22 protein-coding genes and 2 pseudogenes are annotated in these 26,481 nt (G+C 65.9%); 8 read left to right on the top strand and 16 right to left on the bottom strand.

What is annotated here, in order from left to right:
- Positions 1-52: 52 nt before the first annotated feature.
- From ACTHJ1_RS10110 to ACTHJ1_RS10100, 3 genes and pseudogenes are all read right to left on the bottom strand, one after another.
- Positions 53-955, bottom strand: a pseudogene (locus tag ACTHJ1_RS10110) (succinylglutamate desuccinylase/aspartoacylase family protein); the annotation flags it as partial.
- A gap of 162 nt (positions 956-1,117) precedes the next feature.
- Positions 1,118-1,987, bottom strand: a complete 870-nt coding sequence (locus ACTHJ1_RS10105) for an N-formylglutamate amidohydrolase (protein WP_440191493.1) — start codon at positions 1,985-1,987, stop codon at positions 1,118-1,120.
- 4 nt (positions 1,988-1,991) lie between these two features.
- Positions 1,992-2,978 carry a Bug family tripartite tricarboxylate transporter substrate binding protein gene (locus tag ACTHJ1_RS10100; RefSeq protein ID WP_440191490.1) on the bottom strand — a complete coding sequence of 329 codons (987 nt, stop codon included), beginning with the start codon at positions 2,976-2,978 and terminating at the stop codon, positions 1,992-1,994.
- Between the two features lie 158 nt (positions 2,979-3,136).
- Between ACTHJ1_RS10100 and ACTHJ1_RS10095 the strand changes: the two genes are divergently transcribed.
- Positions 3,137-4,036: a LysR substrate-binding domain-containing protein gene (locus ACTHJ1_RS10095; protein ID WP_440191487.1), complete on the top strand. Its 900-nt coding sequence runs from the start codon at positions 3,137-3,139 to the stop codon at positions 4,034-4,036.
- 10 nt (positions 4,037-4,046) lie between these two features.
- Here ACTHJ1_RS10095 and ACTHJ1_RS10090 read toward each other — a convergent pair whose 3' ends face one another.
- Positions 4,047-5,006 carry a Bug family tripartite tricarboxylate transporter substrate binding protein gene (locus ACTHJ1_RS10090; RefSeq protein ID WP_440191484.1) on the bottom strand — a complete coding sequence of 320 codons (960 nt, stop codon included), beginning with the start codon at positions 5,004-5,006 and terminating at the stop codon, positions 4,047-4,049.
- A gap of 25 nt (positions 5,007-5,031) precedes the next feature.
- On the bottom strand, positions 5,032-6,363 hold the full coding sequence (locus ACTHJ1_RS10085; RefSeq protein ID WP_440191481.1) for an arylsulfatase: 1,332 nt from the start codon (positions 6,361-6,363) through the stop codon (positions 5,032-5,034).
- A gap of 103 nt (positions 6,364-6,466) precedes the next feature.
- On the opposite strand from ACTHJ1_RS10085, the gene ACTHJ1_RS10080 reads away from it, so the two are divergent.
- Positions 6,467-7,411: a LysR family transcriptional regulator gene (locus ACTHJ1_RS10080; protein WP_440191479.1), complete on the top strand. Its 945-nt coding sequence runs from the start codon at positions 6,467-6,469 to the stop codon at positions 7,409-7,411.
- Between the two features lie 36 nt (positions 7,412-7,447).
- Here the strand turns inward: ACTHJ1_RS10080 and ACTHJ1_RS10075 are convergent, their stop codons facing one another.
- Genes ACTHJ1_RS10075 through ACTHJ1_RS10065 form a run of 3 tightly spaced genes read right to left on the bottom strand, consistent with a single transcriptional unit; the run spans position 7,448 to position 13,487 of the window.
- On the bottom strand, positions 7,448-10,189 hold the full coding sequence (locus ACTHJ1_RS10075; protein ID WP_440191476.1) for a PAS domain-containing protein: 2,742 nt from the start codon (positions 10,187-10,189) through the stop codon (positions 7,448-7,450).
- Complete coding sequence (locus ACTHJ1_RS10070; protein WP_440191473.1) at positions 10,186-11,244, bottom strand: sugar ABC transporter substrate-binding protein; 1,059 nt, start codon at positions 11,242-11,244, stop codon at positions 10,186-10,188. Before ACTHJ1_RS10070 ends, ACTHJ1_RS10075 begins: the two co-directional genes overlap by 4 nt.
- Before the next feature lie 38 nt (positions 11,245-11,282).
- Positions 11,283-13,487, bottom strand: coding sequence for a putative bifunctional diguanylate cyclase/phosphodiesterase (locus ACTHJ1_RS10065; protein ID WP_440191470.1), 2,205 nt, complete (start codon positions 13,485-13,487; stop codon positions 11,283-11,285).
- A gap of 239 nt (positions 13,488-13,726) precedes the next feature.
- Between ACTHJ1_RS10065 and ACTHJ1_RS10060 the strand changes: the two genes are divergently transcribed.
- Entirely contained in the window at positions 13,727-14,551 is an 825-nt protein-coding gene (locus tag ACTHJ1_RS10060; RefSeq protein ID WP_440191467.1) for a nitroreductase family protein, read from the top strand.
- A gap of 20 nt (positions 14,552-14,571) precedes the next feature.
- Here the strand turns inward: ACTHJ1_RS10060 and denD are convergent, their stop codons facing one another.
- The 5 genes and pseudogenes from denD to ltnD form a co-directional block, all read right to left on the bottom strand.
- On the bottom strand, positions 14,572-15,537 hold the full coding sequence (gene denD / locus ACTHJ1_RS10055) for a D-erythronate dehydrogenase (RefSeq protein WP_440191464.1): 966 nt from the start codon (positions 15,535-15,537) through the stop codon (positions 14,572-14,574).
- Positions 15,538-15,600: 63 nt separating this feature from the next.
- Positions 15,601-16,395 (bottom strand): annotated as a pseudogene (gene otnI, locus ACTHJ1_RS10050) (2-oxo-tetronate isomerase).
- Positions 16,396-16,454: 59 nt separating this feature from the next.
- Positions 16,455-17,117: a 3-oxo-tetronate 4-phosphate decarboxylase gene (gene otnC / locus ACTHJ1_RS10045; protein WP_440191461.1), complete on the bottom strand. Its 663-nt coding sequence runs from the start codon at positions 17,115-17,117 to the stop codon at positions 16,455-16,457.
- A gap of 18 nt (positions 17,118-17,135) precedes the next feature.
- The gene (gene otnK, locus ACTHJ1_RS10040; RefSeq protein ID WP_440191458.1) at positions 17,136-18,446 is read right to left on the bottom strand and encodes a 3-oxo-tetronate kinase; all 1,311 of its coding nucleotides are present in this window, start codon (positions 18,444-18,446) and stop codon (positions 17,136-17,138) included.
- 8 nt (positions 18,447-18,454) lie between these two features.
- The gene (gene ltnD / locus ACTHJ1_RS10035) at positions 18,455-19,357 is read right to left on the bottom strand and encodes an L-threonate dehydrogenase (RefSeq protein ID WP_440191455.1); all 903 of its coding nucleotides are present in this window, start codon (positions 19,355-19,357) and stop codon (positions 18,455-18,457) included.
- 185 nt (positions 19,358-19,542) lie between these two features.
- On the opposite strand from ltnD, the gene ACTHJ1_RS10030 reads away from it, so the two are divergent.
- Positions 19,543-19,932: an MOSC N-terminal beta barrel domain-containing protein gene (locus ACTHJ1_RS10030; RefSeq protein WP_440191452.1), complete on the top strand. Its 390-nt coding sequence runs from the start codon at positions 19,543-19,545 to the stop codon at positions 19,930-19,932.
- Between the two features lie 40 nt (positions 19,933-19,972).
- Here the strand turns inward: ACTHJ1_RS10030 and coaD are convergent, their stop codons facing one another.
- Positions 19,973-20,473: a pantetheine-phosphate adenylyltransferase gene (coaD, locus tag ACTHJ1_RS10025; protein ID WP_440191449.1), complete on the bottom strand. Its 501-nt coding sequence runs from the start codon at positions 20,471-20,473 to the stop codon at positions 19,973-19,975.
- A gap of 84 nt (positions 20,474-20,557) precedes the next feature.
- Positions 20,558-21,127: a 16S rRNA (guanine(966)-N(2))-methyltransferase RsmD gene (gene rsmD / locus ACTHJ1_RS10020; protein WP_440191446.1), complete on the bottom strand. Its 570-nt coding sequence runs from the start codon at positions 21,125-21,127 to the stop codon at positions 20,558-20,560.
- A 214-nt stretch (positions 21,128-21,341) separates the two neighbouring features.
- Here rsmD and ftsY point away from each other — a divergent pair, with 214 nt between their 5' ends.
- Complete coding sequence (ftsY, locus tag ACTHJ1_RS10015) at positions 21,342-22,415, top strand: signal recognition particle-docking protein FtsY (protein ID WP_440191443.1); 1,074 nt, start codon at positions 21,342-21,344, stop codon at positions 22,413-22,415.
- A 54-nt stretch (positions 22,416-22,469) separates the two neighbouring features.
- On the opposite strand, the gene ACTHJ1_RS10010 is transcribed toward ftsY, so the two are convergent.
- The gene (locus ACTHJ1_RS10010; protein ID WP_440191440.1) at positions 22,470-24,062 is read right to left on the bottom strand and encodes a CYTH and CHAD domain-containing protein; all 1,593 of its coding nucleotides are present in this window, start codon (positions 24,060-24,062) and stop codon (positions 22,470-22,472) included.
- Positions 24,063-24,262: 200 nt separating this feature from the next.
- Between ACTHJ1_RS10010 and ribBA the strand changes: the two genes are divergently transcribed.
- The 3 genes from ribBA to nusB are packed head-to-tail and all read left to right on the top strand — an operon-like array spanning position 24,263 to position 26,430.
- Positions 24,263-25,429 (top strand): bifunctional 3,4-dihydroxy-2-butanone-4-phosphate synthase/GTP cyclohydrolase II, encoded by a 1,167-nt coding sequence (gene ribBA, locus ACTHJ1_RS10005; RefSeq protein ID WP_440191437.1) that lies wholly within the window; start codon positions 24,263-24,265, stop codon positions 25,427-25,429.
- 16 nt (positions 25,430-25,445) lie between these two features.
- Positions 25,446-25,958: a 6,7-dimethyl-8-ribityllumazine synthase gene (gene ribH / locus ACTHJ1_RS10000; protein WP_440191434.1), complete on the top strand. Its 513-nt coding sequence runs from the start codon at positions 25,446-25,448 to the stop codon at positions 25,956-25,958.
- Entirely contained in the window at positions 25,933-26,430 is a 498-nt protein-coding gene (gene nusB, locus ACTHJ1_RS09995) for a transcription antitermination factor NusB (RefSeq protein WP_440191431.1), read from the top strand. The genes ribH and nusB overlap by 26 nt, the downstream gene beginning before the upstream one ends.
- Positions 26,431-26,481: the final 51 nt, after the last annotated feature.

Here is a 26,481-nt window from a genome sequence, read left to right as displayed (position 1 = left end):
TATCGCTTATGTTTATATGGACCCCTATTGCTTACTTTTTCACATTTTTGCTGCTCGGGGGGGTTTTTATTTGTTGGTTCCCCGCGTGCGGCGTGGCTTGGTGCGCCAAGGGCGGGAGCGGCCGCGCGGCACCGCGGATGGCGCTGCGAAATCGCAGGAAATCGATGATCGCGTCAGCGTCGCGCGCTGCCGTTTCGTAACTCACGTCGCTCTGGCCGCGGCATTCGATCGTCGCCGCGATCGTGCCCGGCGGCAGCGGCGTTGCGTTGTCGACCCGTTCCTGTAGCGTCCACCAGGGCAGGCTGTGCGCTTCGTCAAAAGATTGTCCGCCCGAGTCCGTCGCGATCAGCGACGCTTGCGACCCGAGATAGCGAGCCAAGGGCTCGAACTGCGGCCATGCCGCATCGCTCGTGAACAGGTGCATCGTCGCTTCGAGCGAACAGTGCAGATCGAGCACCACATCTGCGTCAAGCGATAAATCCAGCAATGCATGCTGCAATGATTCGAACTCGGTGCGGGGCTGCTGCTGCGCGAGCGCTGCGCGCATCATCTTGCGCACGGCGGCAACATTGTTCTGCGCGTTCGCGCCCAGAAGGGTTTCGAGCGGCTCGTCGAAGCCGCCCAAGGCAGGAAAATGGCGGTTGTAGTTGCGCCCGCTGGCCAGGTCGAAGCGGCCGATGAAATGACCGAGCACGTGCTGCGCGAGGCCCACCGGATTGGCAACCGGCACCAGCACGATCTGGTCGCCGATCTCTCCGGCGGCATCGAGCTGCGCCAGTCGGCGCCTGAGCATCACGCTTACCAGCATGGCCGGCGTCTCGTCGGCGTGGAGCGCCGACTGGATGTAGATTTTCTGCTTCGCGTTGCTGGCGTCCGCGGGACCGAAGTGAAAGCTGGTGATCTCGCGGCTCGTTCCGATTGCCGGCGAGATAAGCGATGTCGATTGCGTATGCATGGTCTGAAAAGAGAAGAGGGAAACGTCGGGCTAGCGTAGTCGCCACACGCATCGCACGAGAAATGTTTGTGCGCAATGCGCGCATACCTGGTGGAGAGCCCGTTTGGCAAAAACGCTTTGCTGCGCAGGCGCCAACCGTGACGGTATGGCGCTTCGAAGCAGTCAGATGCCGGCCACCTGCGCGCGCATCCACGCCAGCATGGCCGACGTCAGCTCGCCCAGTTCGTTCTTGAGCCTGTCATACCCGGCATTGGGCCGCAGCGTGACCTCGTCCATATACAGCTTGCGGTTGATCTCGATCTGCAGGCTGTGGCGACCTTCGGAAGGCCGGCCATGTACGCGCACCAGCTCCACGCCCTTGTACGGGTCGTTGATCGCCACGTCGTAGCCGCGTCGGCCCAGCCAGTCGGCCACGAAGGCGGCAAAGGCCGGGTCGGCCGTGGTGCCGTCGCGGTCGCCCAGCACGAAATCGGGGTGGGCGGTGCCGGGCTTGCCGGTGGCGTAGGCGCCGGCCACGCTGGGCATGGAGTGGCAGTTGATGTGCCAGACCTTGCCCAGCTGCGCGTGCGTGTCGTCCAGCAGCGCGCGCAGCGCGTCGTGATAGGGCCGCCAGCACTGGTCGATGCGCGCCTGCACTTCGGCCACTGAAAGCTTGCGGTCGTACAGCGGCGTGCCGTCGTCGAGCATGCGCCAGATCAGGCCCTTGCCCAGGCCCACCTTGGGCGAGTCCGAGAGCGGGCCGGGCCAGGGCGCATCCAGCATCGTGGGGTCGATGTCTTGCACCCCGCGATTGACGTCGATATAGGCGCGCGGGCAGGTTGCGCCCAGCAGCGGCACGCCCTGGTTCACGGCGCCGCTCCACAGGTCGTCGACCCAGGTGTCTTCCGCGGTGCGCAGCACGCCGATGTGGGCGATGCTGGCGAAATCCGGCGGGTAGGCGGTGCCGCTGTGCGGCGAATCCAGCACCAGCGGCGAGAGGCTCGCCGCCGGCATGTGGTCCAGGCGGTAGGAAAGCGGGTGGATGACAGGCATGCCCTTACTCTACCTTGATGTGGGCCTCTTTGGCGACCCGGCGGTTCTTGGTCACCTCGTCGGCGATCTGCTTGGCGAACTCGGCCGGCGTATTGGCCACGGGCGCGGCGCCCAGGTTTGCAAGCGACTTGATCACCTCGGGCTGGGCGCTGACCTTGACGATGGCCTGATGGAGCTTGTCGACCACGGCCAGCGGCAGCTTGGCGGGACCCACCAGGCCGAACCAGGACATGTCGTTCAGCGGCGCCAGGCCGGCCTCGGCGAAGGTCGGCACATTGGGCAGGGCCGCCACGCGCGTGGGCGAGGCCACGGCCAGGGCCACCAGCCGGCCCGCCTGCACATGCGGCAGCGACGAGGGCAGGTTGTCGAACAGCACGTCGACCTGGCCGGACAGCGTGTCGTTGAGCGCCGGACCCACGCCGCGATAGGGCACGTGCACCAGGTTCACACCCGCCGTCATTTTGAAGAGCTCGCCCATCATGTTCGCCAGCGAGCCGTTGCCCGCCGACGCGTAGGTGAGCCGGCCGGGCTCGCTCTTGGCCAGCTTGATGAAATCGGCCATGTTGCGGGCGGGCACCTGGTCGGGGTTGACCGTCATGATGTTGGGCACGGCGGCCAGATTCGAGATGGGCGTGAAGTCCTTCTCCACGTCGAAGGGCAGCTTGGGATAAACGGCAGGGTTGATGCCGTGCGTGCTCACGGTGGCCATGCCCAGCGTGTAGCCGTCGGGGTTGGACTGCGCGACCACGGAACTGCCGATCGAGCCGCCGGCGCCGCCGCGGTTCTCGACGATGATCGCGCCGTTCAGCTCGCGGCCGAGTTTTTCGGCGAACAGGCGGGCGACGATGTCGGTGGTGCCGCCGGGCGGAAAGGGCACGATGAGGTGAATGGGCTTGTTGGGATAGGTGTCTTGGGCGTGGACGGCGGACAGCGGAGCGCAGGCGAGGGCGGCGGTCAGCGACAGGCCCAGAACGAGATGGCGGCGGTGCATGGAAAAATTCCCCTTGGAGGTTTTGATTTGTGGTGGCGGCGCCGGCGCACCGGCGACCGCGTGGCGATTCTGGCCTTGCCCGGTCGCTTTACACAAACGAAAGATTCTCCATAAACTATTCCATTTGGTCATGGTTGGCCTCGGGTCGACCTCAACGCATGCGCCGATTCTGTCCGTCTTTGGCCGATCTGCAGGCCTTCGAAGTGGCCGCCAGACACTGCAATTTCACGCGAGCGGCCCAGGAGCTGTGCATTACCCAGGGGGCGGTCAGCAAGCAGGTCAAGCACCTGGAGGCATTCCTGGGAGTCGTGCTGTTTGTGCGCAGCAAGCAAGGCCTGGTGCTCACCGAGGCCGGGCGCGGCTACCTGGACAAGGTGCGGGCGGGACTGGGGCAGATCGAGGCGGCCAGCGTCGAACTCATCGCCCACAGGGGGCAGGGCGGCACGCTGCAGTTGACCAGCATGCCGACGTTCGGGGCCCGGTGGCTGATTCCGCGCCTTGCGGGATTCATGCGGCTGCGGCCGGACATACACCTGGAATTCTTGCCGCACCGGCAGGGCTATGACTTTTCCATGCCCGAGCTCGACGCGGCGGTGCGCTTCGGCGAGGGAGCGTGGCCGGGCAGCGGCGCGGACTACATCGTGGGGCGGGACGTCGTGCCGGTGTGCAGCCCGCGTTTGATGCCGCCGGGGCAGGTGGATGCGGCGCAACTGCTGACATACCCGCTGCTGCACCACACCTCGGCGCCGGACGGTTGGCCGGACTGGCTCGCGCAGGCCGGCTGCGATACGCGCCGCGCCCTGGAGGGCGCCCGGTTCGATCAGTATGCGCTGCTGTCGCAGGCGGCCGCGGCAGGTTTCGGCGTCGCGCTCATTCCGCGCTGCCTGATCGAAGAAGAGCTGCGCGACGGCCGCTTGATCGTGCCCGTGCAGCTGCCCATTTTTGCGCGCCAGGGCTACTACCTGTGCTATCCGCAGCAGAAGGCCAGCCTGCCTGCGCTGCAGGCGTTTCGCGGCTGGCTGCAGTCGGTCGCGCTGGAGGCCGAGCCGCGCCGATAGGCGGCCGGCACTACTGCGTCAGTTTGATTCCCGCCTGCTGGATCAGCGTCTTCCATTTGGCGCTGTCTTGCGTGACGAAATCCAGCAGCGCCTGCCTGTTGCCGGGCTGCGCGATCATGCCTGCATTCTCCAGCGCCGCTTGAAACTCGGGCGTCTTGATGATGTCTTGCAGGAGGCCGTTGAGTTCGTCCAGGTCTTTCGCGGGAATGCCCGGCGTTGCCGCGACCGACATCCACTGGCTGGCGTCGTAGCCGGGGAACCCGGCCTGTTGCATGGTGGGCACGTCGGGCAGGCTGGGCAGCCTGTAGGTCGTGGTGACCGCATAGGCCTTGAGCCGATGCGAGCGGATGCCCGCCATGACGGGCGTCGGCCCCAGGATGGCCAGGGGAATCTGTCCGCCGATCACGTCCGTCACGGCCTGGCCGCCGCCTTTGTACGGCACGTGCACGATATGCGTGCCAGCCATCTGGTTTAGGAGCTCGCCCGCCAGATGCTGCGAGGTGCCGATGCCCGAACTGGCAAAACTCCACGCACCGGGATGGGCGCGCGCGTCGTCGACGATCGCCTGAATGGACGGTTTGGCCGAACTGGCGGGACCGACGATCACCATGGGGCCGTCGGCCAGCAGGGCCACGGGCTGCAGATCCTTGCCCAGCTCGGGCTCGGGGGCCGGATAGATCAGTGGGCCCGGCACGGTGAGCAGCAATCCGGCGCTGGGGGCGGCATGCGCCACGTACTGCAGGGCGATGGCGCCCGAAGCGCCCGTCTTGTTCTCGACAATGACGGCTTTGCCGGTGCGCCTGGAGAGTTCCTTGGCGGCGATCCGCGTGAGCACGTCGGACGTGCCGCCGGGCGCGAAGCCGACGATCCAGTCGATGCGGTCGCTGGGCCAGTCCAGTGTTGCCCCGGCCGCTGCCAGGGGCAGGACGGCGCAGGCCGCCAGCGCGGCGATCCAGTAGCGGTGTTTCATGTGATTTCCTCGCGGGTTCCGGGCCTTAGTCTTTGTCCGGCGCGCCGGGCTCGGTATTGGGATGCGCCGCGCAGGACAGATTGAACTGGCGCACCATCTTGAGTATCGGGTTCATCACCCAGGTGTTGAAAATCAGCACATCGGTCTCCTCCTTGGGATCCTGGATCAGGTTGAACAGCAAGGGCGACTCCAGCTTGCCCTTGCCTTCGTTGACTTCGGGCTCCCAATAAAAGTGCAGCTTCCAGTGGCGCCATTTGACGGCGCGCAGCTCGTTCTTGATGTAGAACGGAAAGCCTTCGCGCAGGGATTTTTCCGATGCGCCGGTGAAGAAGTCGCGCTGGTCGATACCGTCGATGGGCCGGTCGTCCGGAATCGACGCGCCGCCGATGAGCGAGAGCGTGGTGAACAGATCCGTGACGTGCACGATCTCGTTCGAGATGCGATTGGGCGCCACCTTGCCGGGCCAGCGCAGGATGAAGGGCACGCGCAGGCTGCCTTCCATGGCTGTGTGATACGTGCCGCGCCAGGGGCCCGCCGTGCCGCGGTAAGGCCGGCGAAATTCCGGGCCGTTGTCGCTGCAGAAGATAAAGACCGTATCGTCGCGGATGCCCAGTTCGTCGACCGCCTGGACGATCTGGCCGACGCGGTGATCCAGCTCGACCATGGCGTCGGCGAAATCTCCCGCGCCGGTGCGGCCGGCGAAATCCGGATGCGGCAGCGTGGGAAAGTGCAGATGCACCAGCGGCAGATACAGGAAGAAAGGCCGGTCTTGCCGAACGTTTTCCGTCATGAAGCGGGTGGCGCGCTCGACCAGTTCGGCGTCGATGCCGCGCCGGGTGTCCAGGTCGTAGACCTTGACCTGTCGCGAGACTGCGCCGGCTTTGCCTTCCATGATGTAGGGCAGGTCCACCACCGACGGATCGAAGCCCAGTGTCGAGGTGAACTGGCTCTCGTCGGTGGTGCGGGGAATGCCGTACCAATCGTCGAAACCCCGGTCGCTGGGATAGCGGCCCGGAACGTCGCCCAGATGCCATTTGCCGTAGTGGGCGGTCGCATAGCCCTGCCCCGACAATTGCTGGGCCAGCGTGATCTCGTTGCGGTTCAGGCCCTGGGGCAGGCCCGCGGGCACCGATTGCAGGCAACCGGTGCGTATGGGATGCCGGCCGCTCATCAGCGCCGAGCGGGTCGGCACGCAATCGCTTTCCACATTGAAGTTGTGCAGCAGCAGGCCTTCGGTGGCGAGCTTGTCGATGTTGGGCGTGGGCGCGCCGCGCAGGGCGCCGCCGCCGTAGCAGCCCAGTTCGCCCCAACCCAGGTTGTCGGCGACGATGAGAACGATGTGGGGCGATTGGGGCATTTCCAGTCTCGATTGCGGGTTATCAACAGTGCCTGGAAAAAATTCTAGGGATTAGCCTTGCGTAAAAAATTCCCATTCTTTATATAAAACATGAATAAATGTTATGAATCTGTCGCTGCGGGACGTCGAATATTTTCTGGCTGCCGTTGATCACGGCAACCTGGCCCGCGCGGCGGCAAGCTGCGCCGTGTCGCAGCCGGCCTTGTCCAAATCGCTCAAGCGGCTGGAGGCCGACACCGGGCTGGTCCTGTTCGATCGCGCCAGCGGGCGCAGCATTCAGCTGACTTCGGCGGGCCTGGTCTTTCTGCAGCATGCGAGAAAGCTCTGGGCCGAATACCGCGATGCCGTGCGCCATGCCGGCGAGCTGCGCGTCGGGCAGGCCGGGCTGCTGCGCATCGGCGCCACGGGCGCCACGCTCGACACGGTGGTGCTGCCGGCGCTGGCCGAGCTGCTGCCCAAACGCCCTGCGCTGCGCGTCGATCTGCAGGTTGCCCTGTCCGACGACTTGCGCGATCGCGTCGAGAAGGGGTCTCTGGATATGGCGATTGCGCCGATATATGTCGAGACGCCGAGTACGCTGGCGCAGGAGACGATCAAGGTTGACGACCTGTGCATCGTGGCGAGCCGCCGGCATCCGCTTGCGGCGCGCAGGAAGCTGAAGCTGGCGGACCTGGCCGGCTATCGCTGGGTTCTGCCGGATTCGCGCTCTGTTGCACGCAAGGTGCTCGACGCGCGGTTCGATGCGCATCGCATCGCATTGCCCGCGGCGGCGCTGGAGGTTGCGCATTTCTCGGCCGGAACGCTGCGCCTGATCGTCAACTCGACCCTGCTGGCCGCGTTGCCGAGCATGGTGCTGGCGCTGGAGCCGCGCAGCGATCTGGTCACGTTGCCTGTCGTCATGGACAAGCCGCTATGGCGTCAAATCGTGCTGCTCAGCCGCCGGGAAGCCATATGGTCTCCCTTGATGTCCGAGCTGCACAATGTGCTGCTGGGCAGGGTCAAGCCTGCGGACATGGCTGCCGTGAACCGGCGGCTTGCGCGGCCATGATCAGGGGCGCGCCCGGCGGTTGAGGCCGGTTTGCCGTCAAGCCTGCGCCTCGTCGACCGACTCCGTCGCAAAGGTCGGCGCCGCCAGCGGCAGGTGCAGCACGAAACTCGTGCCTTGCCCCGGCGCGCTGTGCAGCTCGATGCGTCCGCCCAGCGGTCCCGTCACCAGGGTATAGGTGATGTGCAGGCCCAGTCCCGACCCGCCCTGGCCCATCTTGGTGGTGAAGAAGGGATCGAAGATCTTGCTTTGGTGTTCCTGCGGTATGCCGCGACCGTCGTCGCGGACCGTCACCGACAGCCAGCCCGGATCGGTGGCGCGCGCGCCGAGCGAGATGGTGCCGGTATCCCGATCGCCGAAGGCATGGACGAGGGCGTTGTTGATCAGGTTGATCAACACCTGCCCGAGCGGGCCGGGCAGGCTGTCCATGACCAGGTCCCGCGGAATGTCGGTCACCAGTTCGAACTTGGTTTTGCGCAGCGTCGGCCGCATGGACAGCATGATCTCTTGCACCACTTCGTGCACCGAGAACGAGCGGCGCTGATAGCTGGTCTGGTCCACAGCGAGCTGTTTGAATCCGCCGAGCAGTTCGGCCGCGCGCTCGAGGTTGCGCTCGATGATGAGGCCGCCCTCCTGCACGTCGTTCAAGTATTCCGCCAGGGCGCTGCGGGTCAGGCCGGTTTCGGTCAGCGCCTTGAAGCGCTTGTGCGTCTGCACCAGGGTCGAGGCCACCGTGACGGCGGTGCCGATGGGCGTGTTCAGTTCGTGCGCCACGCCTGCGACCAGGGCCCCCAGGGACGCCAGCTTTTCGCTTTGCAGCAGTTCTTTCTGCGTGCGGCGCAGGCCGTCCAGCGCCGAGCTGAGCTTGAGCGTGCGCTCTTGCACGCGCTGCTCCAGCTGGGTGTTGAGTTCGTGGATTCTTTCTTCCTGCTGCTTCTGTTCGGTGATGTCGATGCTCAGGCCGTCGAACACGACGTGGCCGTTGCTCATCTTGCGCGGCGAAGACGTGATCAAAATCCAGCACTGGCGGCCGTCGGGCAGCGTGCAGCGGGTTTCCGCCTTGAAGTCCGTCATATTGGCGATGCATTCGCTCTCGAGCGCCCGCATCAAAACCAGGTCTTCGGGATTCATCTGGTCATAGAGCAAGGACGGATCGCGCATCACGTCTTCGACCGCCAGGCCGTGTACGCGTTGGATGCCCTCGCTCAAATAGGTGAACCGGCGCGGCCCGTGCGGTCCGCCGCAATCGATCTGGTAGACCGTGCTGTCGGGGAGGTTGTCGCTGATCCGCCGCAATTGCTCCTGACTGTCGCGCAACTGCGCCAAGGCGTTTTTGAGCGACGTCGCATCGATGTGGGTGCCCAGCATCTTGCCGGTGGATTTGCCGTTGGCATCGCGCAGGATGCTGCCGCGCGACAGGATCCAGACCCAGCTCCCGTTGGCGTGGCGCATGCGAAATTCGGTTTCGTACATGTGCGAGGGTTCGTCGGCGAGGTACTGCGCGAAGCTCTGGCGCGCCTGTTCGATGTCGTCCGGATGCAGCAGGTCGATCCACGCGTTCTGCAGGGTGATGCTGCCCGGCGCGGCATAGTCTTGGGGGTTCAGGCCCAGCATGCTGAAATATTCCGGGCTGCTCCACAGGCACGAATTGGCCTTGTCCCACTCCCACACTCCCGTGTTGGAGACTCGGGCCAGTTCCATGAATCTCGCGCTTTCGCTGCGCAGGGACTCTTCCGCGTGCTTGCGTTCGGTGATGTCCTGGCGGGCGCCCATCATGATCAAGGGAGCGCCGCTCGCGTCGCGCTGGAATACGCATCCGCTGTCCAGAACCCAGACCCAATGCCCGTTCTTGTGACGCATTCTGATTTCGGATACGTAGAAATCTTCCTTGCCCGAAAGATGCGCCTTGAGTCTTTCGTTGTTGACCGCCAGGTCGGCCGGGTGGCACAGCTTGATGAAGGTCTGGATGTCGATCGGCTGCAGTTCGGCCAGGGTGTAGCCGGCGATCGCGGCCCAGCGTTCATTGAGCGTCACCTCGCCGGTCTGCATGTTCCATTCCCATGTGCCGGCCTGCATGGATGCCAATATGTTCGCCAGGCGTTGCCGTTCGCGATCCATGTCCGCGGCCAGTCTGCGCACGGGACGGCCGAAATAGGCGCTGATCCGGTAGGTGACCGCGATGCCGATCAGCAGCAGAACGAACAGCATCGAGATCGTGGCTAACACGGCTTTGTGCCATGCGTCTTGCATGGCGGTTTCCAGAATGCCGATCTGAATGACGCCCTGGTCTTCGTTGTTGAAACCGCCGCGGTATTGTGCGCTGACCTCATGCACGAGCGTGCCGTCGGGTTCCTGCAGATCGCGCGCAAGCAGCGACGTCCTGCCTGCGAGCAGCGGCTCGAGCGAGGTCTGCGTGTCGTTGTTCAGCAGACGCTCTTTGTCGTTGGCGTAACTGTCGGCCACCACGTTGCCCTGCTGGTCCAGCAGGCGCAGATAGGCGATGTCGGGCCGCTCTTTTCTGACTTGCTGCAGAAACAGGCGCACGTGATATTTGCCGGAAAAGCTGATGCGGCCCACGGCATCGGACAAAATCTGCGTCGTGATCGCGGATAGCCGGTTCTGATCCTGCTGCATGATGCCGCGCACATACCATCCGCCCGCCAGAAGCACGGCCAACATCAGGCAGAAGATGACCAGGCCGAACGCCAGCGCCATGCGGCGGTCGATATTGGAAAAGCGCTTTGCATCGACCGCTCTCCCCGCGTGAATCGGCTGCGTCATAGCGGCCCCATTGCTTTGTTTTGCCACATGGCATGCTGGGCGGGCCAGGGTTTTTGAAACGGCGCCGGGATGGGGCCGCTCCAGCCCGGGTATTTGTCCAGCGTCTCGGCCGTGACGGGAAACGTGGGAACCAGAATGCGCGCCGGCACGTCCTTGCCGCTCAAGATGGCGTAGGCGGTCTGTGCCGTCCGGGCGCCCAGCGGGCCGCAGAACTGGGCCGAATCGATACGCGTCAGCCGCTTGTCGCGAATGTTCTGCACCGATGCCGGGTTGCCGCCCACCGTGGCCACGTCGATTTCGTCGCGGCCCGCCCGGGCCAGCGCATCGACGACGGGCAGCCCCGCGCCGTCGTTGACGGTGAAGACGGCGTCGATGCTGCCTTGTTGCGGAAAGTCGCGCAGCAGGGCGGCGCCGACTTTCGCGCCCTCAAGGGCATCGAAGGCGCGGTAGGCCTTCAGGATGGTATAGGCCCGGCCATAGTTCTGCAGGGCATCCAGAAAGCCGCTCACGCGATCTGCCGCCGAAGAAATCTCTGGGTATTCCACGAGCACCAGACGCAGCGGCGTTTTCTTCTGAAACAGCGAGACCAGGTATTCGCCGTCCAGATAGCCGGCCTGATAGTTGTCCGACGCGACGTAGGCCGCCAGCCTGCCGCCGGAGATGTATTGGTCATAGGCGACCACCGGTATGCCCGCTCTGTCGGCTTCCAGTAGGGGCTGCGTCAAAGCCGCGTTGTCGGTGGGCTGGACGATGATGAGATCGGGCCTGGCCTGGACCATCTTGTGCATCTGGGCGATCTGTCTGTCCACGCTCTGCGGGCCGTCGCCCGCGACCTCGGTCCACAACTGCACCGTTGGCGCGCCGGACCGGCGCGCGGCCTGGTTGATGCGATCGATTTCCTGTTCCAGGCCCTGGCGCATGGCCACCTGACCGGGGATGGTGCTGGACCAGTAAAGCACGCCGACGTGCCACACTTTTTGCGGCTGCGAGCCCGCTGTGCAGGAAAGCAGGCAGCTCGCCAGAAGAAACGTCAAGGCCCCGATCCGATTCTTCATGGCGATTCCTCCGAGTGTTCAGGCAAGGCGGATTCGGGTCAGCGGAAATTTCTCCGGTCCTGCAGCCACGAGAGAAATTGCGCTTCATCCATGGGCCGAGAGAACAGATACCCTTGTCCTTGTTCGCAGCCCGCGGCCAGCAGTGCATCGCATTGCGCCTGCGTTTCGATGCCCTCGGCGATGGTCGTCATGGCGAGATGATCGGCCATGGTGATGATGGTGCGCGCGATTTCGAAAGACTCCACGCCGCTGCCGCTGACGAAGCTGCGGTCGATCTTCAGGTGATCGAGCTGCAGGCGCTGAATCACGCTCAGCGACGAATAGCCCGTGCCGAAGTCGTCCATCGCCACCCGGATGCCGCGCCCGCGCAGAATCGCGAGCTTTACCGCCAGGTCTTCGAGATTTTCGATGGCGACCGATTCGGTCAGTTCGATTTCGACCTGCGAGCCTTGCAAACCCACTTCGTCGAGCACATCGAGGAATTTCTGCGCGAAATCGGGCTCGGCGAACTGCGTGCGAGATACGTTGATCGCCACGCGGAAGTCTTCGTCCACCTGCCCGCTCAGGCCGGCGCGCCATTTCATCGCCGTGCGCGCCACCCACTCGCCCATGGGGATCATCAGGCCCGATTGCTCGGCGATGGGAATGAACAGTTCCGGAGAGATGAATTGCCCCTCGGTGCTCTTCCAGCGCAGCAGGCTCTCGGCGCCCACGACGCGCCCGTCCTGCAGATTGATGAAGGGCTGGTAGTGCAGGAACAGCCGCTCTTCCGAGAACGACGTGCGCAGGCGGTTGAGCATGCGGATGCGATCGCGCGCTGCGTCGGCCTGGTTGGCTTCGAAATACAGCGATTTGCCGCGCTGGAAGCGCTTGGCCTCTTTGAGCGCGGCGCTCGCGTTCTTGAGAACGATGAGCCCGGTCTGCATGCTCGATTGCAGGCTCACCAGGCCCGCCGTGGCCGACAGACGCAGCGGTTCGTTCGCGTCTATCGCAAAGGGCTCGTCGAACACGGCCGCGATTTTCTCCGGCGTGACCTGCTGCGCCGGGCCGTACAGGCCGAACAGGTCGCTGCCCAGCCGCGCCACCAGGGTTTCGGCGGGAAAGGCCGCGCGCAGCTTGTGCGCGACCGATTGCAGCACGGCGTCGCCGAAGCTGTCGTCCAGAATGCTGTTGATGTCGGCAAAGCTGTCCAGGTCGAGCAGCGCGACCGCGCCCTCCCGGGCCAGGCGTGCATCGATGGCTTCCACCAGCGCGTTGCGGTTGGGCAGATGCACCAGCGTGTCGTTATAGGCCAGGTCGTTGATGTTCAGATAAAGCTGCAGATTCTCGAACGCCACGGAGATATTGCTGCAGAAGACTTCGAGCAGCTCTTTTTCCAGCGCCTGCAGCGGTCTTTGCACATCGACGAAGGCGGCCAGGGCCTGCTCGTTGTAGCCCTGGAAGTACAGGCTGGCGCCGTCTTTCAGGAAATGCTGGCGCTCGCGCAGCGTCTGGTGCAGATTGTGCCTGACCCGCGGCTCGGGGATCTCGTCCAGCGGCAGGCCGATCCAGGCGCCGTAGTCGCCGGCCGCGGCCAGCACGTAGGGGGTCTGGTCGGCCGGGTTCATGGCGGCGCACACCAGGCACTGGGCCTCCACGTTGAGCAGGGCGCAGAGCTGGGTGACCACGCCCGCGGCGAATTTCTTCAGGCCGACCGGCTTGCCCAGTTCGGCCGATGCCGCGAGGATCTGCTCCAGGCCACGGCGGCCGGCTTCCAATTGGCGGATCTGCGCATACGAACGCACCGCCATCGTCAGACAGGTAAACAGCCGCACCTGCGTCAGTTCGGATTTGGTGCGGTAGTCGTTGATGTCGTATTGCCGGATGGTGTCGATTTCCGGGGCGTAGCCCGGCTGACCCGTGCGCAGGATGATGCGCAGCGCCTGGTTGTCCAGCGTTTCGCGGATCTGGCGCACCAGCTGCAGGCCGGCATCGTCGCTTTCCATGACCACGTCGATGAAGGCCACGGCAAAATCGTTGGGCTGCGCCAGCAGCTCCATGGCTTGCGCCGCGGTGTGTGCATGGCTGAAGGCGATGCCGCGCCCCTCTACCTGGATGCCCTTGAGTGCGAGCTTGGACGCGGCGTGCACGTCGGGCTCGTCGTCGACGATCAGCACCTGCCAAACGGCGGCTGACGAGGCCTGACCCGAGTCGGCCAACTCGTCGTCGGCAAACGGGATCAATGCATCATCGGTATACGTCATGCAAAATCTCCCGGGGCAACGACGATCGTTTCGGTGTCATTGTTCCCATTCTATTCGTGTTTATTAACACTTTTTTCGAATTAGTATCATCTCTCATGAGAGGGGTTTTTGGGAAGCCTGTACTTCGTTGACGGTAGTATGCAAACCTTGTTCGGCGCTTTTAATGTCAAGGTTTGCAATTTTTCAGAGAGGATCCGGCGCGCATTCGCGCCTGCGGTCCCTGCACTCAAGGTGATTCGATGACGTCTTTTCAGTCCCCCGCGGCGCAAGCCCTGCGGGCGCGTTACGGCAGCGATGCGCTGCCCGGTCCGCTCAACGATGTGTCGGCTCAATTGCTGGAGCATCGCTCGGTGCGCGCTTATGCCGACAAGCCGGTGAGCGACGAGATCCTGCGCGTGGCGGTGGCTGCCGCGCAATCGGCTTCGACCTCTTCCAACCTGCAGGCTTGGAGCGTGATTGCCGTGCGCGATCGCGCCACGCTGGCCAAACTGGGCGAACTGGCGGGCGGCCAGCAGCATGTGACGGACGCGCCGCTGTTCCTGGCCTGGATCGTGGACCTGTCGCGCCTGCGCCGTCTGGGCGACGCGCTCAATACCCCCGCGTTGGCCACGGATTATCTGGAGATGCATACCGTGGGCGTGGTGGATGCGGCCCTGGCCGCGCAGAACGCCGCGGTGGCGCTGGAGTCCTACGGCCTGGGCCTGGTCTACATCGGCGGTATGCGCAACCATCCCGAAGCCGTGGCCGAGTTGCTGGGCCTGCCCAAGGGCTGCACGGTTCTGTTCGGCATGTGCGTGGGCTATCCCGATCCCTCGGAGCAGACCGGCATCAAGCCGCGCCTGTCGCAAGCGTCAGTGCTGCATTTCGAGCGCTACGACGCGAGCAACGAAGCCGAGCAAATCAAGGACTACGACGCGCGCATGGATGCCTTCAACGAAAGCCAGCACCGCAAGTCGCGATCCTGGTCGCAGTTGGCGACCTGGCGCGTGCGCGGGCCGGAGTCGTTGAGCGGGCGCGATCGTTTGCGCGAGGCGCTGGCGAATTTGGGGTTTGAGTTGCGGTAAGTTGATCGGCGTCTAAGACTTCAACGCCCCAACTCATCCGCCAGATAAGCCCGGATCACATCCGCAAAGTTCGCATCCGCCTTGAACCCCAAGGCCTTGGCCCGCGTGGCTGCGAACTCGCCGGGCCAGGATTCGACGATGCGCCTGATCGCGTCGTCGGGTTCCCAGCGCACCAGATCGGCCGCCTTGTCGCCGGCCACGGCGCGCAGCGCGGCCAGCATATCGTGCACCGATACCGATAGGCCCGGCAGGCTGATGCTGCGCGGAAAACCGATCGCGGCGGCGTCGATGTCGTGGCCGTGGATCAGGTTCTCGATCGCCAGGCGCGGCGACATGAGCCACATGCGCGTCTCGGGCAAGACCGGCGCAACGGCGGCCTCGCCGTTCAAGGGTTCGCGGATCATGCCGCTGGCAAAGCTCGATGCCGCGGCGTTGGGCTTGCCGGGCCGCACGCTGATGGTAGGCATGCGCAGGGTGCGGCCGTCGATGTAACCCTTGCGGCTGTAGTCGCTGACCAGGAGTTCGCCCATGACCTTCTGGGCGCCGTAGGAGCTCATGGGCATGGGCGCGAAATCGTCGGGAATCACGGCCGGCAGCTTGCCGCCGAAGGCGGCGACCGAGCTCGTGAAGATGACGCGCGGCACATGGCCGAGCGCGCGGCAGCGTTCCAGCAGGCGGCGCGAGGCGTCCAGGTTGATGCGCATGCCCAGGTCGAAATCGGCCTCGGCGGCGCCGCTGACCACGGCGGCCAGATGGAAGATCGACTGCGTATCGTCGTCGATGGCGCGCTCCAGCAGGGCGGGATCGGCGATGTCGCCGACGAGCGTTTCGATTCTCGGGTCGTTCAGATCGGCGGGGGCCGCCATGTCAAGCAGCACCAGCCTGTCGATGGGGCGGCCGTCGAGTTCGCCGCGCTCCAGCAGTTTCCTGGCCAGTTTTTTGCCGAGAAAGCCGGCGCCGCCGGTGATCAGCACCTTGTGGGTCATGCCTGTCTCCAATCTATCGGTATTGTCTTTGCATCGGCGCCGCGGCGATATTGCGGCGCCGCTTCAGCGGCCCACGGATTGCCGGTACGCCCGCAGCCAGCCCAGTCCCGCGCTGGTGGCGGCGCGCGGCTTGTACTCGCAGCCGACCCAGCCGACGTAGCCCAGTTCGTCCAGTAGCTGGAACACAAAGGGATAGTTCAGCTCCTGGCCATCGGGTTCGTTGCGGCTGGGCACGCTGGCGATCTACACGTGGCCGATGAGCTCGAACATGGCGCGCAGCTTCATGGCGATGTCGCCCTCCATGATCTGGCAGTGGTAGCAGTCGAACTGCACCAGCAGATTGGTCGCGCCGATGGCGTCGATCACGGCCAGGGCGTCCTGCTGATAGCTGAGCAGATAGCCCGGCATGTCGCGCTGGTTGATGGGTTCGAGCACGATGATGATGCCGCGCCCGGCGGCCTGCTCGGCGGCCCAGGCGACGTTGGCCTGGTAGAGGTCCCGGCGTTGGGCGCGGTCGACATCGACCGGCAGCAGACCGGCCATGACGTGCACGCGCGTATTGCCCAGCTCGCCGGCGTAGTCCAGCGCTTTCAGGACGCCGGCGCGGAATTCGTCGGTGCGGCCGGGCAGCGAGGACGTGCCGCGTTCGCCCTTGGCCCAATCGCCCGCGGGGGCGTTGAAGAGGGCTTGCGCGATGCCCGCGTCGTTCAAACGCTGTTTGATGTCGCGCGCGGGGAAGTCGTAGGGAAAGAGATATTCGACGCCTTCGAAACCGTCGCGCGCGGCGGCGGCGATGCGATCCAGAAAGGGCAGGTCCTGGTAAAGAAAGCTCAGATTGGCGGCGAATTTCAAGCTCATGCGCGGCTCCGGGAAGTCGATGGCGGGGTCAGCGCCGATGGGTGATCGTGATTGCCGATCTACCAGCGGGCCTGGAAGGCCTGCCGCAAATCGTCGATGGCCGCGGCGTTCAGAGGCGAGGTCTTGTCGCGCAACATCAGCCACAGCTTGGCGGTTTCTTCCAGCTCTTCCAGCGCGAAGGCCGCGCTGGAAACCGATTCGTGCCATACCACCGGGCCCAGTCGTTCGAGCAGCACGCCGCGCACCTGGCCGGCCAGGGCGGCGACCTGCTCGGCCACGGCGGGCGCGCCGGGGCGGTCATAGGGTATGAGCGGCACGTGGCCGACCTTCATCACGTAATAAGGCGTGATGGGCGGCACCACGTCCTCGGGCTTCCAGACGCCCGCCAGGCTCAAGGCGACCAAATGGGTCGAGTGCGTATGCACCACGGCACAGGCCGCCGCATTGCCGGCATAGATGCCGCGATGCAGGGCCAGGGTCTTGGAGGCGCGGTCGCCCGATATTTGCCTGCCGTCGCCGGCCACCTTGGCCAGTCGGGCCGGATCGAGCCAGCCCAGGCAGGCATCGGTGGGCGTGATGAGCCAGCCGTCGGGCAGGCGGGCGCTGATGTTGCCCGACGAACCCACGGTGTAGCCGCGGTTGAAGAGCGAGGCGCCGACGCGGCAGATTTCTTCGCGCAGGCGGTTTTCGTCGGCGGTCTGGCTATCCGTGATGTGGCTCATGCGATGCGCTCCGTCGGATCAGTGCGCGGCGCCCAGGGCGCGCAGGGCTTTCTCGAAAAAATCCACCGTGCCGAAGTTGCCCGATTTCAGGGCCAGCGCGCAATGCGGCCGGCCGCCGGCATCGATGGCCAGCGTGGCCGGCACACCCGGGTCGATCTGCGGGCCGATGCGCAAGGCCCGCACATCCAGAGCCTGCACGACGGCGCCCGAGGTCTCGCCGCCTGCGATCACCAGCCTGGCCACGCCTTGCTCGCGCAGCCCCCTAGCCACGGCGGACAGCGCCTCTTCCACCAGATGACCGGCATGTTCGACACCCAACTGCGTTTGAACGGTCTTCACCTCGTCGGGGGCGGCCGTGGCGTAGATCAGCACGGCCTGATCGGCGTGCGCCTGGGCGAAATCCAGCGCCTGCCGCACGAGGTCGTCGCCGCGCGCCAGGGCCAAGGGATCGATGCGCAGGGCGGGGCGTCGGGCGAGCCAGTGTGCGACCTGGCCCTGCGTGGCCTGCGAGGCGCTGCCGGCCAGTACCGCGCCGCGCGGCGGCAGCGCGTCCAGGCCTTCGAGCGCGCGCGTGGCTGCGCCCTCGTCGATCAGCAGGCGGGCGCGCCGGAAATTGCCCGGCAGGCCCAGCGCCACGCCCGATCCGCCCGTGACCAGCGGCATGCCGGCGCAGGCCTCGCCCAGGGTGTAGAGGTCGTTGTCGGCGATGGCATCGGCGATGGCCAGGGTGACGCCTTCTTTGCGCAGCGCCGCCATGCGCTCGCGCACCGCGATCGGGCCGCGGCCGACGTCGGCCGCACCGATCAGGCCCACCTTGCCCGCGCTTTGCCGCTGCAGCACGCGCACCAGGTTGGCGTCGCGCATGGGCGTGAGCGGATGGTTCTGCATGCCCGATTCGTTGAGCAGCGCGTCGTGCACGAACAGATGGCCGCGATAGACGGTGCGGCCGTTTTCCGGAAATGCCGGGCAGGCAATGGCCAGGTTCGCGCCCAGCGCTTTTTGCAGCGCTTCGGCCACAGGGCCGATATTGCCGGCGTCGGTCGAATCGAAGGTCGAGCAGTACTTGAAGAAGAATTGCCTGCAGCCCTGGCTCTGCAGCCAGCGCAGCGCGGCCAGCGATTGCGCCACGGCCTCGCCCGCGGGGATGGTGCGCGATTTGAGCGCGACCACGACGGCGTCGGCCTCGCGCACCGGCGCTTCCGGAACGCCGATGGTCTGAATGGTGCGCATGCCTTCGCGCACCAGCATGTTGGCCAGGTCGGTGGCGCCGGTGAAATCGTCGGCGATGCAGCCCAGGAGCGGGGCGCCGCGAGGCGTGTCGTGTGCCATGAGGGCCTTCAGTCTTGGCTGGCGGGCAGCGTGATGCCGGGGAAGATCTTGATGACCGCGCTGTCGTCCTCGCCGCCGTGGCCGCCGGTCGAGGCCTGCATGAACATCTGATGCGCCGTGGCCGACAGCGGCAGCGGGAATTTGCTGGCGCGGGCCGTGTCCAGTACCAGGCCCAGGTCTTTCACGAAGATATCCACGGCCGACAGCGGGGTGTAGTCGCCCTTGAGGATGTGCGGCACGCGGTTCTCGAACATCCACGAGTTGCCGGCGCTGTGCGTGATGACGTCAAAAAGCGCGTCCGGATCCACGCCTTCGCGCAGGCCCAGCGCCATGGCTTCTGCCGATGCGGCGATGTGCACCCCGGCCAGCAGTTGATTGATGATCTTTACCTTGGAGCCGATGCCGTGCTCCTCGCCCAGGCGATAGACCTTGCCGGCGATGGCGGCCAGCACGGGCTCGCAGGCGGCATAGGCCGGCGCGGGGCCGGAGGTCATCATGGTCATGGTGCCGGCGGAGGCCTTGAGCGCGCCGCCGGAGACCGGCGCATCGAGCATGAGCAGACCGCGTTCGCCCAGGCGCTGCCCCAGGCTCTTGGCAAAGGCGGGCGCCACCGTGGCGCAGGCCAGCACGACCGCACCGGGCGCAAGCGTGTCGGCCAGGCCGGGCTTGCCGTCGGAGCCGAACAGCACGGCCTCGGTCTGCTCGGCATTGACCACCAGGATCACGACGGCGCTGCACTGGCGGCCCAGTTCGGCCAGGTCGGCGCAGACAATGCCGCCTTCGGCGGCGATCTGGTCCCGCGCGCCCTTGCGCAAGTCGAAAGCGTAAGTCTTCAGGCCGTTGCGCAGCAGCGAGCGAGCCACGCCCATGCCCATCGCGCCCAAGCCGACGATGCCTACATTCTGTGTCATGTCTCTACCCTCGATGCAGTCTATGCTGTGCTTGTCGAGGCAGTGTACCCGAGGCGTTTTTGCGGCCGGGCCGCTCCCGGCGACGAATACGCATCCGTCGGGAACCGGTGCGGCGCGGCGCCTATTTCCCTTCTTGGGCTTTGCTACCATGCGGGCTGCGATGTCCCCGAAACCGTGGAGCGAAGATGAGTGAATTCCAGCCGGTGGCCGCGTGCGGCCTGACCCCGCAACCCGAAGCGGCGGCTTACGACAGGCGTTGGCTGGTGACCAACGACGCGGGGCAGTGGCTCGATCGCGAGCGCTTTCCCAAGCTGGCCGAGATCACGGTGCAATTGCGCATGGGCTATCTGGTGCTCAAGGCGCCGGGCATGCTGCGCATGGACATTCCGCTGGACGTGATCGAAGACGACGACAGCGTGCGCCATCGCATTGCGCTGGGCGGCCAGGAGCTGGATGTGGTGGACGAGGGCCAGCTGGCGGCGGCCTGGCTGTCGAATTTCATCGGCATACCGTGCCGTCTGCTGAAGGTGCACCCCGATATGGGCGAGGTGCGCTGGCCGGATCGCCAGGCCTGAGGCCCGGCTTGCACGGGCCGCGCCGCGCGGGCGCGCGAGGTCAGTCCTGCTGCTGCTCGCGGTAGGCTTTGGCCTTGGTCTGGAGCCAGCGTTCCACCGAGGGAAAGACGAACTTGCTGACGTCGCCGCCCAACTGGGCGATCTCGCGCACGATGGTGCCCGAGATGAACTGATACTGATCCGAAGGCGTCATGAACAGCGTTTCGACATCGGGCAACAGATGGCGGTTCATGCCGGCCATCTGGAATTCATACTCGAAGTCGGATACGGCGCGCAGGCCGCGCACGATGACGGCGGCGCCCTGCTCGCGCACGAAATCCTTGAGCAGGCCGTCGAAGCTCTGCACTTCGACGTTGGGGTAATGGCCCAGGACTTCCTTGGCGATTTCGAGCCGCTCTTCGATGGTGAAGAAGGGCTTCTTGTTGCGGCTGTGCGCAACGCCCACGACGACCCGGTCGAACAGGCCGGCGGCGCGGCGCACCAGGTCCTCGTGGCCGCGGGTCAGCGGGTCGAACGTGCCTGGATAGACGGCGGTGATCATTTGGGCGGCTCCTCGCTTTTCGCGATGGTTTGCACCATCTTTTTACGAACCCGGGATTATTGACCTATTTTTGCAATGCAGCAATTATGGTTGTTGCGCTGCGGCAACCTGGAACAGATGGTAATACACCGCGCCGGCTTTACCTTCTCTTGACAATGTAAAGCCTTCCGGGGCCGTGCAGGCGGTTTCGGCCTCGACGTAGACCAGGCCGTTCTCGGACAGCACGCCGGGCAGCAGGGGCCAGAGCCGGGGCAGCCAGTCCTGGTTGAAGGGCGGGTCGAGCAGGACGAGATCGAAGCGGGAGGCGTCCATGCGCGCCAGGGCGTCGAGCGCATCGCCCACGTGGATGCGGATGGCGTCGGCGTGAAGCTTGTCGCGCAGGGCGCGCAGGGCGGCCGCGGCGGATTTGTCGCGCTCGACCATCTGCACCTGGGCGACACCGCGCGAGGCGGCCTCGAAGCCCAGGGCGCCGCTGCCGGCGAACAGATCCAGCACGCGCTTGTCGGCGAATTCGTTGTCCCAGAGATGGGCGAGCCAGTTGAAGAGGGTTTCGCGCACGCGATCGGGGGTGGGGCGCAGGCCCGGCACGTCGGGGACGGGAATGGGCGTGCGGCGGTATTGGCCGGCGACGATGCGGAGGGTGGAGACTGCCATGAGGGGGATTTTAGGCGCGTCTATTGAGTTCTCTAAGGCATTAATCGAGTTCTTTAGGCGCCGAGGCTGCCCTGCGCAATTCCGATGCTCGCCGCTTCCGCGCCTCCGCTTCGGATTGCTCCGGGGTCCTCGGCTCGCGATGTCTCGTGGCGAAGCACGGCGAACTAAGCGTCGGCGCGCCTTGGGGGTGTGAGGTTCCGAATATACTTTTGGGATGCTTAGTTTCTTCAAGAAAAAGCCGGCGCTCGGCGAGGCAGCGACCGACGCAACGGCGCCTGCCGGGAATTCCGATGTCCAGTCTGGGGCGGTCGCTGCGCCTTTTGTCGAATCTGCCCCTGCGCCGGTTGTCGAGACGCAGGCTGTTGCCGAGGCGCCCAAGGCGTCGTGGTTCAGCCGGCTCAAGAAGGGCCTGTCTCGCACCGGGCAAAGCCTGGGCGGGCTCTTCGTGGGCGTCAAGGTCGACGAGACGCTGTTCGAAGAGCTGGAGTCGGCGCTCATCATGGCCGATGCGGGCGTTGAAGCGACGCAGCAGCTGCTCGATGCGCTGCGCGCGCGCGTCAAGCAAGAACGCCTCGAAGACGCCGCGCAGGTCAAGGCGGCGCTGCGCGAGTTGTTGACGCAGCATCTGCGGCCGTTGGAAAAGGCCTTCGATCTGAAGCAGGCGCAGCCTCTGGTGGTGATGATCGCTGGCGTGAACGGCGCGGGCAAGACGACTTCCATCGGCAAGCTGGCGCACGATTTTCAGCGCCAGGGAGCCAGCGTGCTGCTGGCGGCGGGCGATACGTTTCGCGCCGCGGCGCGCGAGCAGTTGGTGGAGTGGGGCAGCCGCAACAATGTGGCGGTGATTGCGCAGGACGGCGGCGATCCGGCGGCGGTGGCTTTCGACGCGGTCAATGCCGGCCGCGCGCGCGGCACGGGCGTGGTGATGGTGGACACGGCGGGCCGCCTGCCCACGCAGCTGCACCTCATGGAAGAACTCAAGAAGATCCGCCGCGTGATCGGCAAGGCCGATGCGGCCGCGCCCCACGAGGTGCTGCTGGTGGTGGACGGCAACACCGGGCAGAACGCGCTGGCGCAGATCCGCGCTTTCGATGCGGCCATCGGGCTTACCGGCCTGGTGGTGACCAAGCTCGACGGCACGGCCAAGGGCGGAACGCTGGCCGCCGTGGCGGCAGGCAGCCAGGGCGTACGGCCCATTCCGGTTTACTGGATCGGCGTGGGCGAAGGCATGGAAGACCTGCAGCCCTTCGTGGCGTCGGAATTCGCCGCGGCGCTGCTGGCGGATTGATCTGCGGGCCAACGGCCCTGCGCCTTCAGCCGCGGCGAGCCGACCGAGGTCGGGCTACTTCCAGAACGGCTTGGTATGGGCCAGGTCGTTGAAAGCCCGCTGCGCCTGCACGGACAAGGCATCCAGCCTGGCTTCGATCCAGCCCAGGGCGAACCAGGCCTGGGGGTGGGTTTCGCACTGTGCTCGGTAATAGTCCCGGGCCACGGCCAGATCGTTGATTTCGCCGAGGATGTCCTGCACCAGCGATAGCTGCTTGCGATAGTTCTGCAGTCGCGACGCGGGCAACAGGGTTTCCGCGAAAGCCAGGCTGTAGCGCAGGCGCTTGCCGCGCTTGCGCAGGGCGTGGCGCTCTTCCAGCGGTAGTTCGCTGAAGCGCAGACCTTGCTCGACGACCTTGCCATGCCAGCGATGCAGGCGATTGGCCAGGCGCTTGGCCAGACGTCTGGGTTGCGCCGGGGCGGTTTTGGCCGCGGCGTCGACCACGGGCGCGGCCGTCGCCGCGGCTTCGGCCATGAACGCCGCTGCCGGTGCGGGCACCGGCGGCTTCACGTTCAAGCTCCATTCCAGCAGATCCACCAGCCATCCCTGGAACGACCGGCTGGCGGCGATGGCCTGGGAGTTGTCGTGCTCGCCGCTGCGGGGCTGGCTCGCAATGACGGGCATGCCCGCTTTCAGCAGCATGGGGGCGACGGTTTCTTCCAGCACGTCCTTGTCGCGATTGGCGCCGAAGGCGGCGAAATGCGCGCGCGCGCCGTCGACCAGGGCGGCCGGGGGCGGCTCGATCCAGCCGTCGAACAGGCGCCAGGCCGAGCGCAGCCGGCGCATGCCCACGCGCAGTTGATGCACGTGTTCGGAATGGCCCGCCGCACGAATGCCCTGCGTGTCGACCTCGGCCAGCACGGCGGCGTTGCGGGCGATCTGCTCGATGCATTCGGCCGCGATCGCGGCCATGGCGGCAGGAGCCTGCATGTCGGGGGTGAGCGAGACGCCTGCCGTGCCGCGCGGCGCCCAGAAGCCGGCGATGCGCTTGGCGCGGGTGTGGTCGGCGTCGGCCGATTCCAGTTGCTGCGCCAGGGTCGCCAGTGCGTCGCCGCGTTCGGACTTGCTGCGGGTGTCGAGCAGCAGCGAATGGCGCTGCCGCCAGCCGCGGGCCACGGTGAAGATGGCGGCAGGCCGGCCCGACATCAGTTCGAATTCCAGCTCGCAGATCGGCAGCTCCAGCGCGCCGGCGCGCAGCACGCCGGTATCGAAGGCCAGTTCGACGGCGCCTTGGCGGCTGCGCACGGTGCGCAGCAGACGCTTGACGTCGGTTTCGTAGCGCGGGGCCAGCGGGCCGCGCAGCCCGGACAGCACGGCCTCGACCGGGGTGCCGGCATAGACCGAGAGATCGAGCGTCGGGCCCGGGCGAGGGTGGTTGAGCTCCACCCGCGTGATGGCGTCGGCGCCGGGCGTTTTGAGCGTCTGCATCCAGCGGCGGCCTTCCAGACGCAGGCGCAGCGCCACGCGGGCACGCGCCAGTTCGCGCTCGGGGGTGTCGAAGTAGAGGGCGCGCAGCCTCACGCGGGTGGCGCCATGAGCGAGGAGTTCACGCGCGACCGCGGCGGCGTGGGCCATCGGCACGTGAAGTTTCAATTCTTGTTCTGACATGTACCGAGGCGATTCGCAGTCCGGAATAACCAATCATCTTACGAGCGAGGCTCGTGAATTTTGATGACGAGTCATAAATTGTTCGTATTTGCCGCCGGGCCGGCGGAATGCACTGTTCCACGGACCCGGGCGGGCCAGCCCCTGAAGACGGGCCGGGGGGCGGTAAAATGGGGGTTTGCCGCTTTTCGCAGGCTACATCCATGTCCGTTCACCCCCTCAACCCCTCCAGTCCGGCCGCTGGCGATTTTCAGATCGCGCCGGTTCCCGAGATCATTGCCGAGCTGCGCGCCGGCCGCATCGTCATCCTGGTCGACGAAGAAGATCGCGAAAACGAAGGCGACCTGGTCATGGCCGCCGAATTCGTCACGCCCGAGGCCATCAACTTCATGGTCACGCACGGGCGCGGCCTGGTGTGCCTGACGCTCACCGAAGAGCGCGTGCGCCAGCTCGACCTGCCCATGATGACCAGCCGCAACGGCACGCGCTACGGCACCAACTTCACGCAGTCCATCGAAGCGGCCGAAGGCGTCGAAACGGGCATCTCCGCCGCCGACCGCGCCCGCACCATCCAGGTGGCCGTGGCGCGCAACGCCAAGCCCTCCGATCTGGTGCAGCCCGGCCACGGCTTTCCGCTGCGCGCGGTGTCCGGCGGCGTGCTGGTGCGCGCCGGCCACACCGAGGCCGGTTGCGACCTGACCCGCATGGCGGGCCTGACGCCGGCCGCGGTCATCTGCGAGATCCTCAAGCCCGACGGCACCATGGCGCGCCTGCCCGACCTCATGGTCTTCGCGCGCGAGCATGGCCTGAAAATCGGCACCATCGCCTCGCTCATCCAGTATCGCAGCGAGCACGAATCCATCGTGCAGCGCGCGGGCGAGCGCGTCATGCAGACGCCCTGGGGCGAGTTCCGTGCCGTAGCCTACCGCGACGATGCCTCCGGTTCGCCGCACCTGGCCCTGGTGCACGGCGCCATCGATCCGCAGCGCGAAACCCTGGTGCGCGTGCATGAACCGGCCACCCTGCTCGACGTGCTCGACGCGGGGCAGGGCGCGCACAGCTGGACGGTCGCCCAGGCCCTGCGCACCATTGCCGCCTCGCCGGCCGGCGTGATGGTGCTGATGAACTGCCAAGCCTCCACCGAACACCTTTTCAGCCAGATCGGCGGCTGGGCCGATCCCGCCGCGGTGCCGCCGCCCTCCGACGGCGAACGCTTCGGCCTGCGCACCTACGGTATCGGCGCGCAGATCCTGCGCGATCTGAACGTCGGCCGCATGCGCCTCTTGGCGCGCGAACGCAAGATGCCCAGCATGGCCGGCTTCTCGCTCACCATTACGGGTTACGATTGCCCTCCTTCCGCCAACCCCTGAAACAAGGCCCAACCCCATGAACCCCTACGTTCTCACACCGGATCTCAACGGCGAAGGCCTGCATATCGGCATCGTCCGCGCCCGCTTCAACGAAGAAATCGGCCAGGCCGAGCTGGAAGCCTGCCTCGAAGAACTGGCCAAGCTGGGCGTCGACGAGCGCGACGTCATGATCGCCAGCGTTCCCGGCGCGCTCGAGCTGGGCGTGGCCCTCTCGCACATGGCCGAGACGTTCGAGTTCGACGCCCTGATCGCGCTGGGCGCGGTCATCCGCGGCGAAACCTACCATTTCGAGGTGGTCAGCAATGAAATGGCCACCGCCATCAACCGCATTTCGCTGGAAACCGGCATTCCGGTGGCCAACGGCGTGCTGACCGTCGATACCGACGAGCAGGCTCAGGCGCGCGCTGCGGGCAAGGGCCGCGACTGCGCCCAGGTGGCCGTGGAAATGGCCAATCTGGTCGCCGCGCTCGAACCCGAAGAAGACGACGACGAGGACGAAGATTTTGACGACGAAGAAGACGAGCGCTGAGCCGCCCGCCCAAGGCCGCGGCAACGCCCGCAGCGCGCGCCGCCGTGCGCGCGAGTTCGCGCTGCAGGGCGTATACGCGTGGCTGCTGCGCGGCGGCGAAGGCACGCAGGATGCCGGCGAGATCGACGCGCATCTGCGCGACGCCGAAGATTTCTCCGAGGCCGACGCGCAGTGGTTCAAGACCTTGCTGCACGGCGTGCTGCAAGAAGCCCCCGGTTTGCGTGAGCGTTTCACGCCTTACGTCGATCGCCCGCTGGCCGAGCTGTCACCGGTGGAGCACGGCATCTTGCTGATCGGCAGCTACGAGCTCGTGTATCACGTCGAAGTGCCGTACAAGGTCGCCATCAACGAAGCGGTCGAATTGGCCAAGTCGTTCGGCGGCACCGACGGCTTCAAGTTCGTCAACGGCGTGCTGGACAAACTCGCCGCTGACGTGCGCGCCGTGGAAGTGCAGGCGGCGCAGCGGCGTTGATGCCTTCGTGAATCCGCGGGCTCGGCGAGTCCGCGGCATCAAGCCGATCCG

It is taken from the genome of Bordetella sp., assembly GCF_051960075.1.
In the GTDB taxonomy this organism is placed as follows: domain Bacteria; phylum Pseudomonadota; class Gammaproteobacteria; order Burkholderiales; family Burkholderiaceae_B; genus Bordetella.
This window is presented reverse-complemented; position numbering and strand designations above follow the sequence as displayed.

Coding starts and splice junctions, on each gene's coding strand:
- ACTHJ1_RS10075 (WP_440191476.1), bottom strand. CDS start 10,189: ATGACGCAGCCGATTCACGCGGGGAGAGCGGTCGATGCAAAGCGCTTT.
- ACTHJ1_RS10100 (WP_440191490.1), bottom strand. CDS start 2,978: ATGCACCGCCGCCATCTCGTTCTGGGCCTGTCGCTGACCGCCGCCCTC.
- ACTHJ1_RS10065 (WP_440191470.1), bottom strand. CDS start 13,487: ATGACGTATACCGATGATGCATTGATCCCGTTTGCCGACGACGAGTTG.
- ribH (WP_440191434.1), top strand. CDS start 25,446: ATGAACCCCTACGTTCTCACACCGGATCTCAACGGCGAAGGCCTGCAT.
- rsmD (WP_440191446.1), bottom strand. CDS start 21,127: ATGGCAGTCTCCACCCTCCGCATCGTCGCCGGCCAATACCGCCGCACG.
- ltnD (WP_440191455.1), bottom strand. CDS start 19,357: ATGACACAGAATGTAGGCATCGTCGGCTTGGGCGCGATGGGCATGGGC.
- ftsY (WP_440191443.1), top strand. CDS start 21,342: ATGCTTAGTTTCTTCAAGAAAAAGCCGGCGCTCGGCGAGGCAGCGACC.
- coaD (WP_440191449.1), bottom strand. CDS start 20,473: ATGATCACCGCCGTCTATCCAGGCACGTTCGACCCGCTGACCCGCGGC.
- ACTHJ1_RS10090 (WP_440191484.1), bottom strand. CDS start 5,006: ATGAAACACCGCTACTGGATCGCCGCGCTGGCGGCCTGCGCCGTCCTG.
- denD (WP_440191464.1), bottom strand. CDS start 15,537: ATGACCCACAAGGTGCTGATCACCGGCGGCGCCGGCTTTCTCGGCAAA.
- ribBA (WP_440191437.1), top strand. CDS start 24,263: ATGTCCGTTCACCCCCTCAACCCCTCCAGTCCGGCCGCTGGCGATTTT.
- ACTHJ1_RS10010 (WP_440191440.1), bottom strand. CDS start 24,062: ATGTCAGAACAAGAATTGAAACTTCACGTGCCGATGGCCCACGCCGCC.
- ACTHJ1_RS10085 (WP_440191481.1), bottom strand. CDS start 6,363: ATGCCCCAATCGCCCCACATCGTTCTCATCGTCGCCGACAACCTGGGT.
- ACTHJ1_RS10030 (WP_440191452.1), top strand. CDS start 19,543: ATGAGTGAATTCCAGCCGGTGGCCGCGTGCGGCCTGACCCCGCAACCC.
- otnC (WP_440191461.1), bottom strand. CDS start 17,117: ATGAGCCACATCACGGATAGCCAGACCGCCGACGAAAACCGCCTGCGC.
- ACTHJ1_RS10060 (WP_440191467.1), top strand. CDS start 13,727: ATGACGTCTTTTCAGTCCCCCGCGGCGCAAGCCCTGCGGGCGCGTTAC.
- ACTHJ1_RS10070 (WP_440191473.1), bottom strand. CDS start 11,244: ATGAAGAATCGGATCGGGGCCTTGACGTTTCTTCTGGCGAGCTGCCTG.
- ACTHJ1_RS10105 (WP_440191493.1), bottom strand. CDS start 1,987: ATGCCTGTCATCCACCCGCTTTCCTACCGCCTGGACCACATGCCGGCG.
- ACTHJ1_RS10080 (WP_440191479.1), top strand. CDS start 6,467: ATGAATCTGTCGCTGCGGGACGTCGAATATTTTCTGGCTGCCGTTGAT.
- ACTHJ1_RS10095 (WP_440191487.1), top strand. CDS start 3,137: ATGCGCCGATTCTGTCCGTCTTTGGCCGATCTGCAGGCCTTCGAAGTG.
- otnK (WP_440191458.1), bottom strand. CDS start 18,446: ATGGCACACGACACGCCTCGCGGCGCCCCGCTCCTGGGCTGCATCGCC.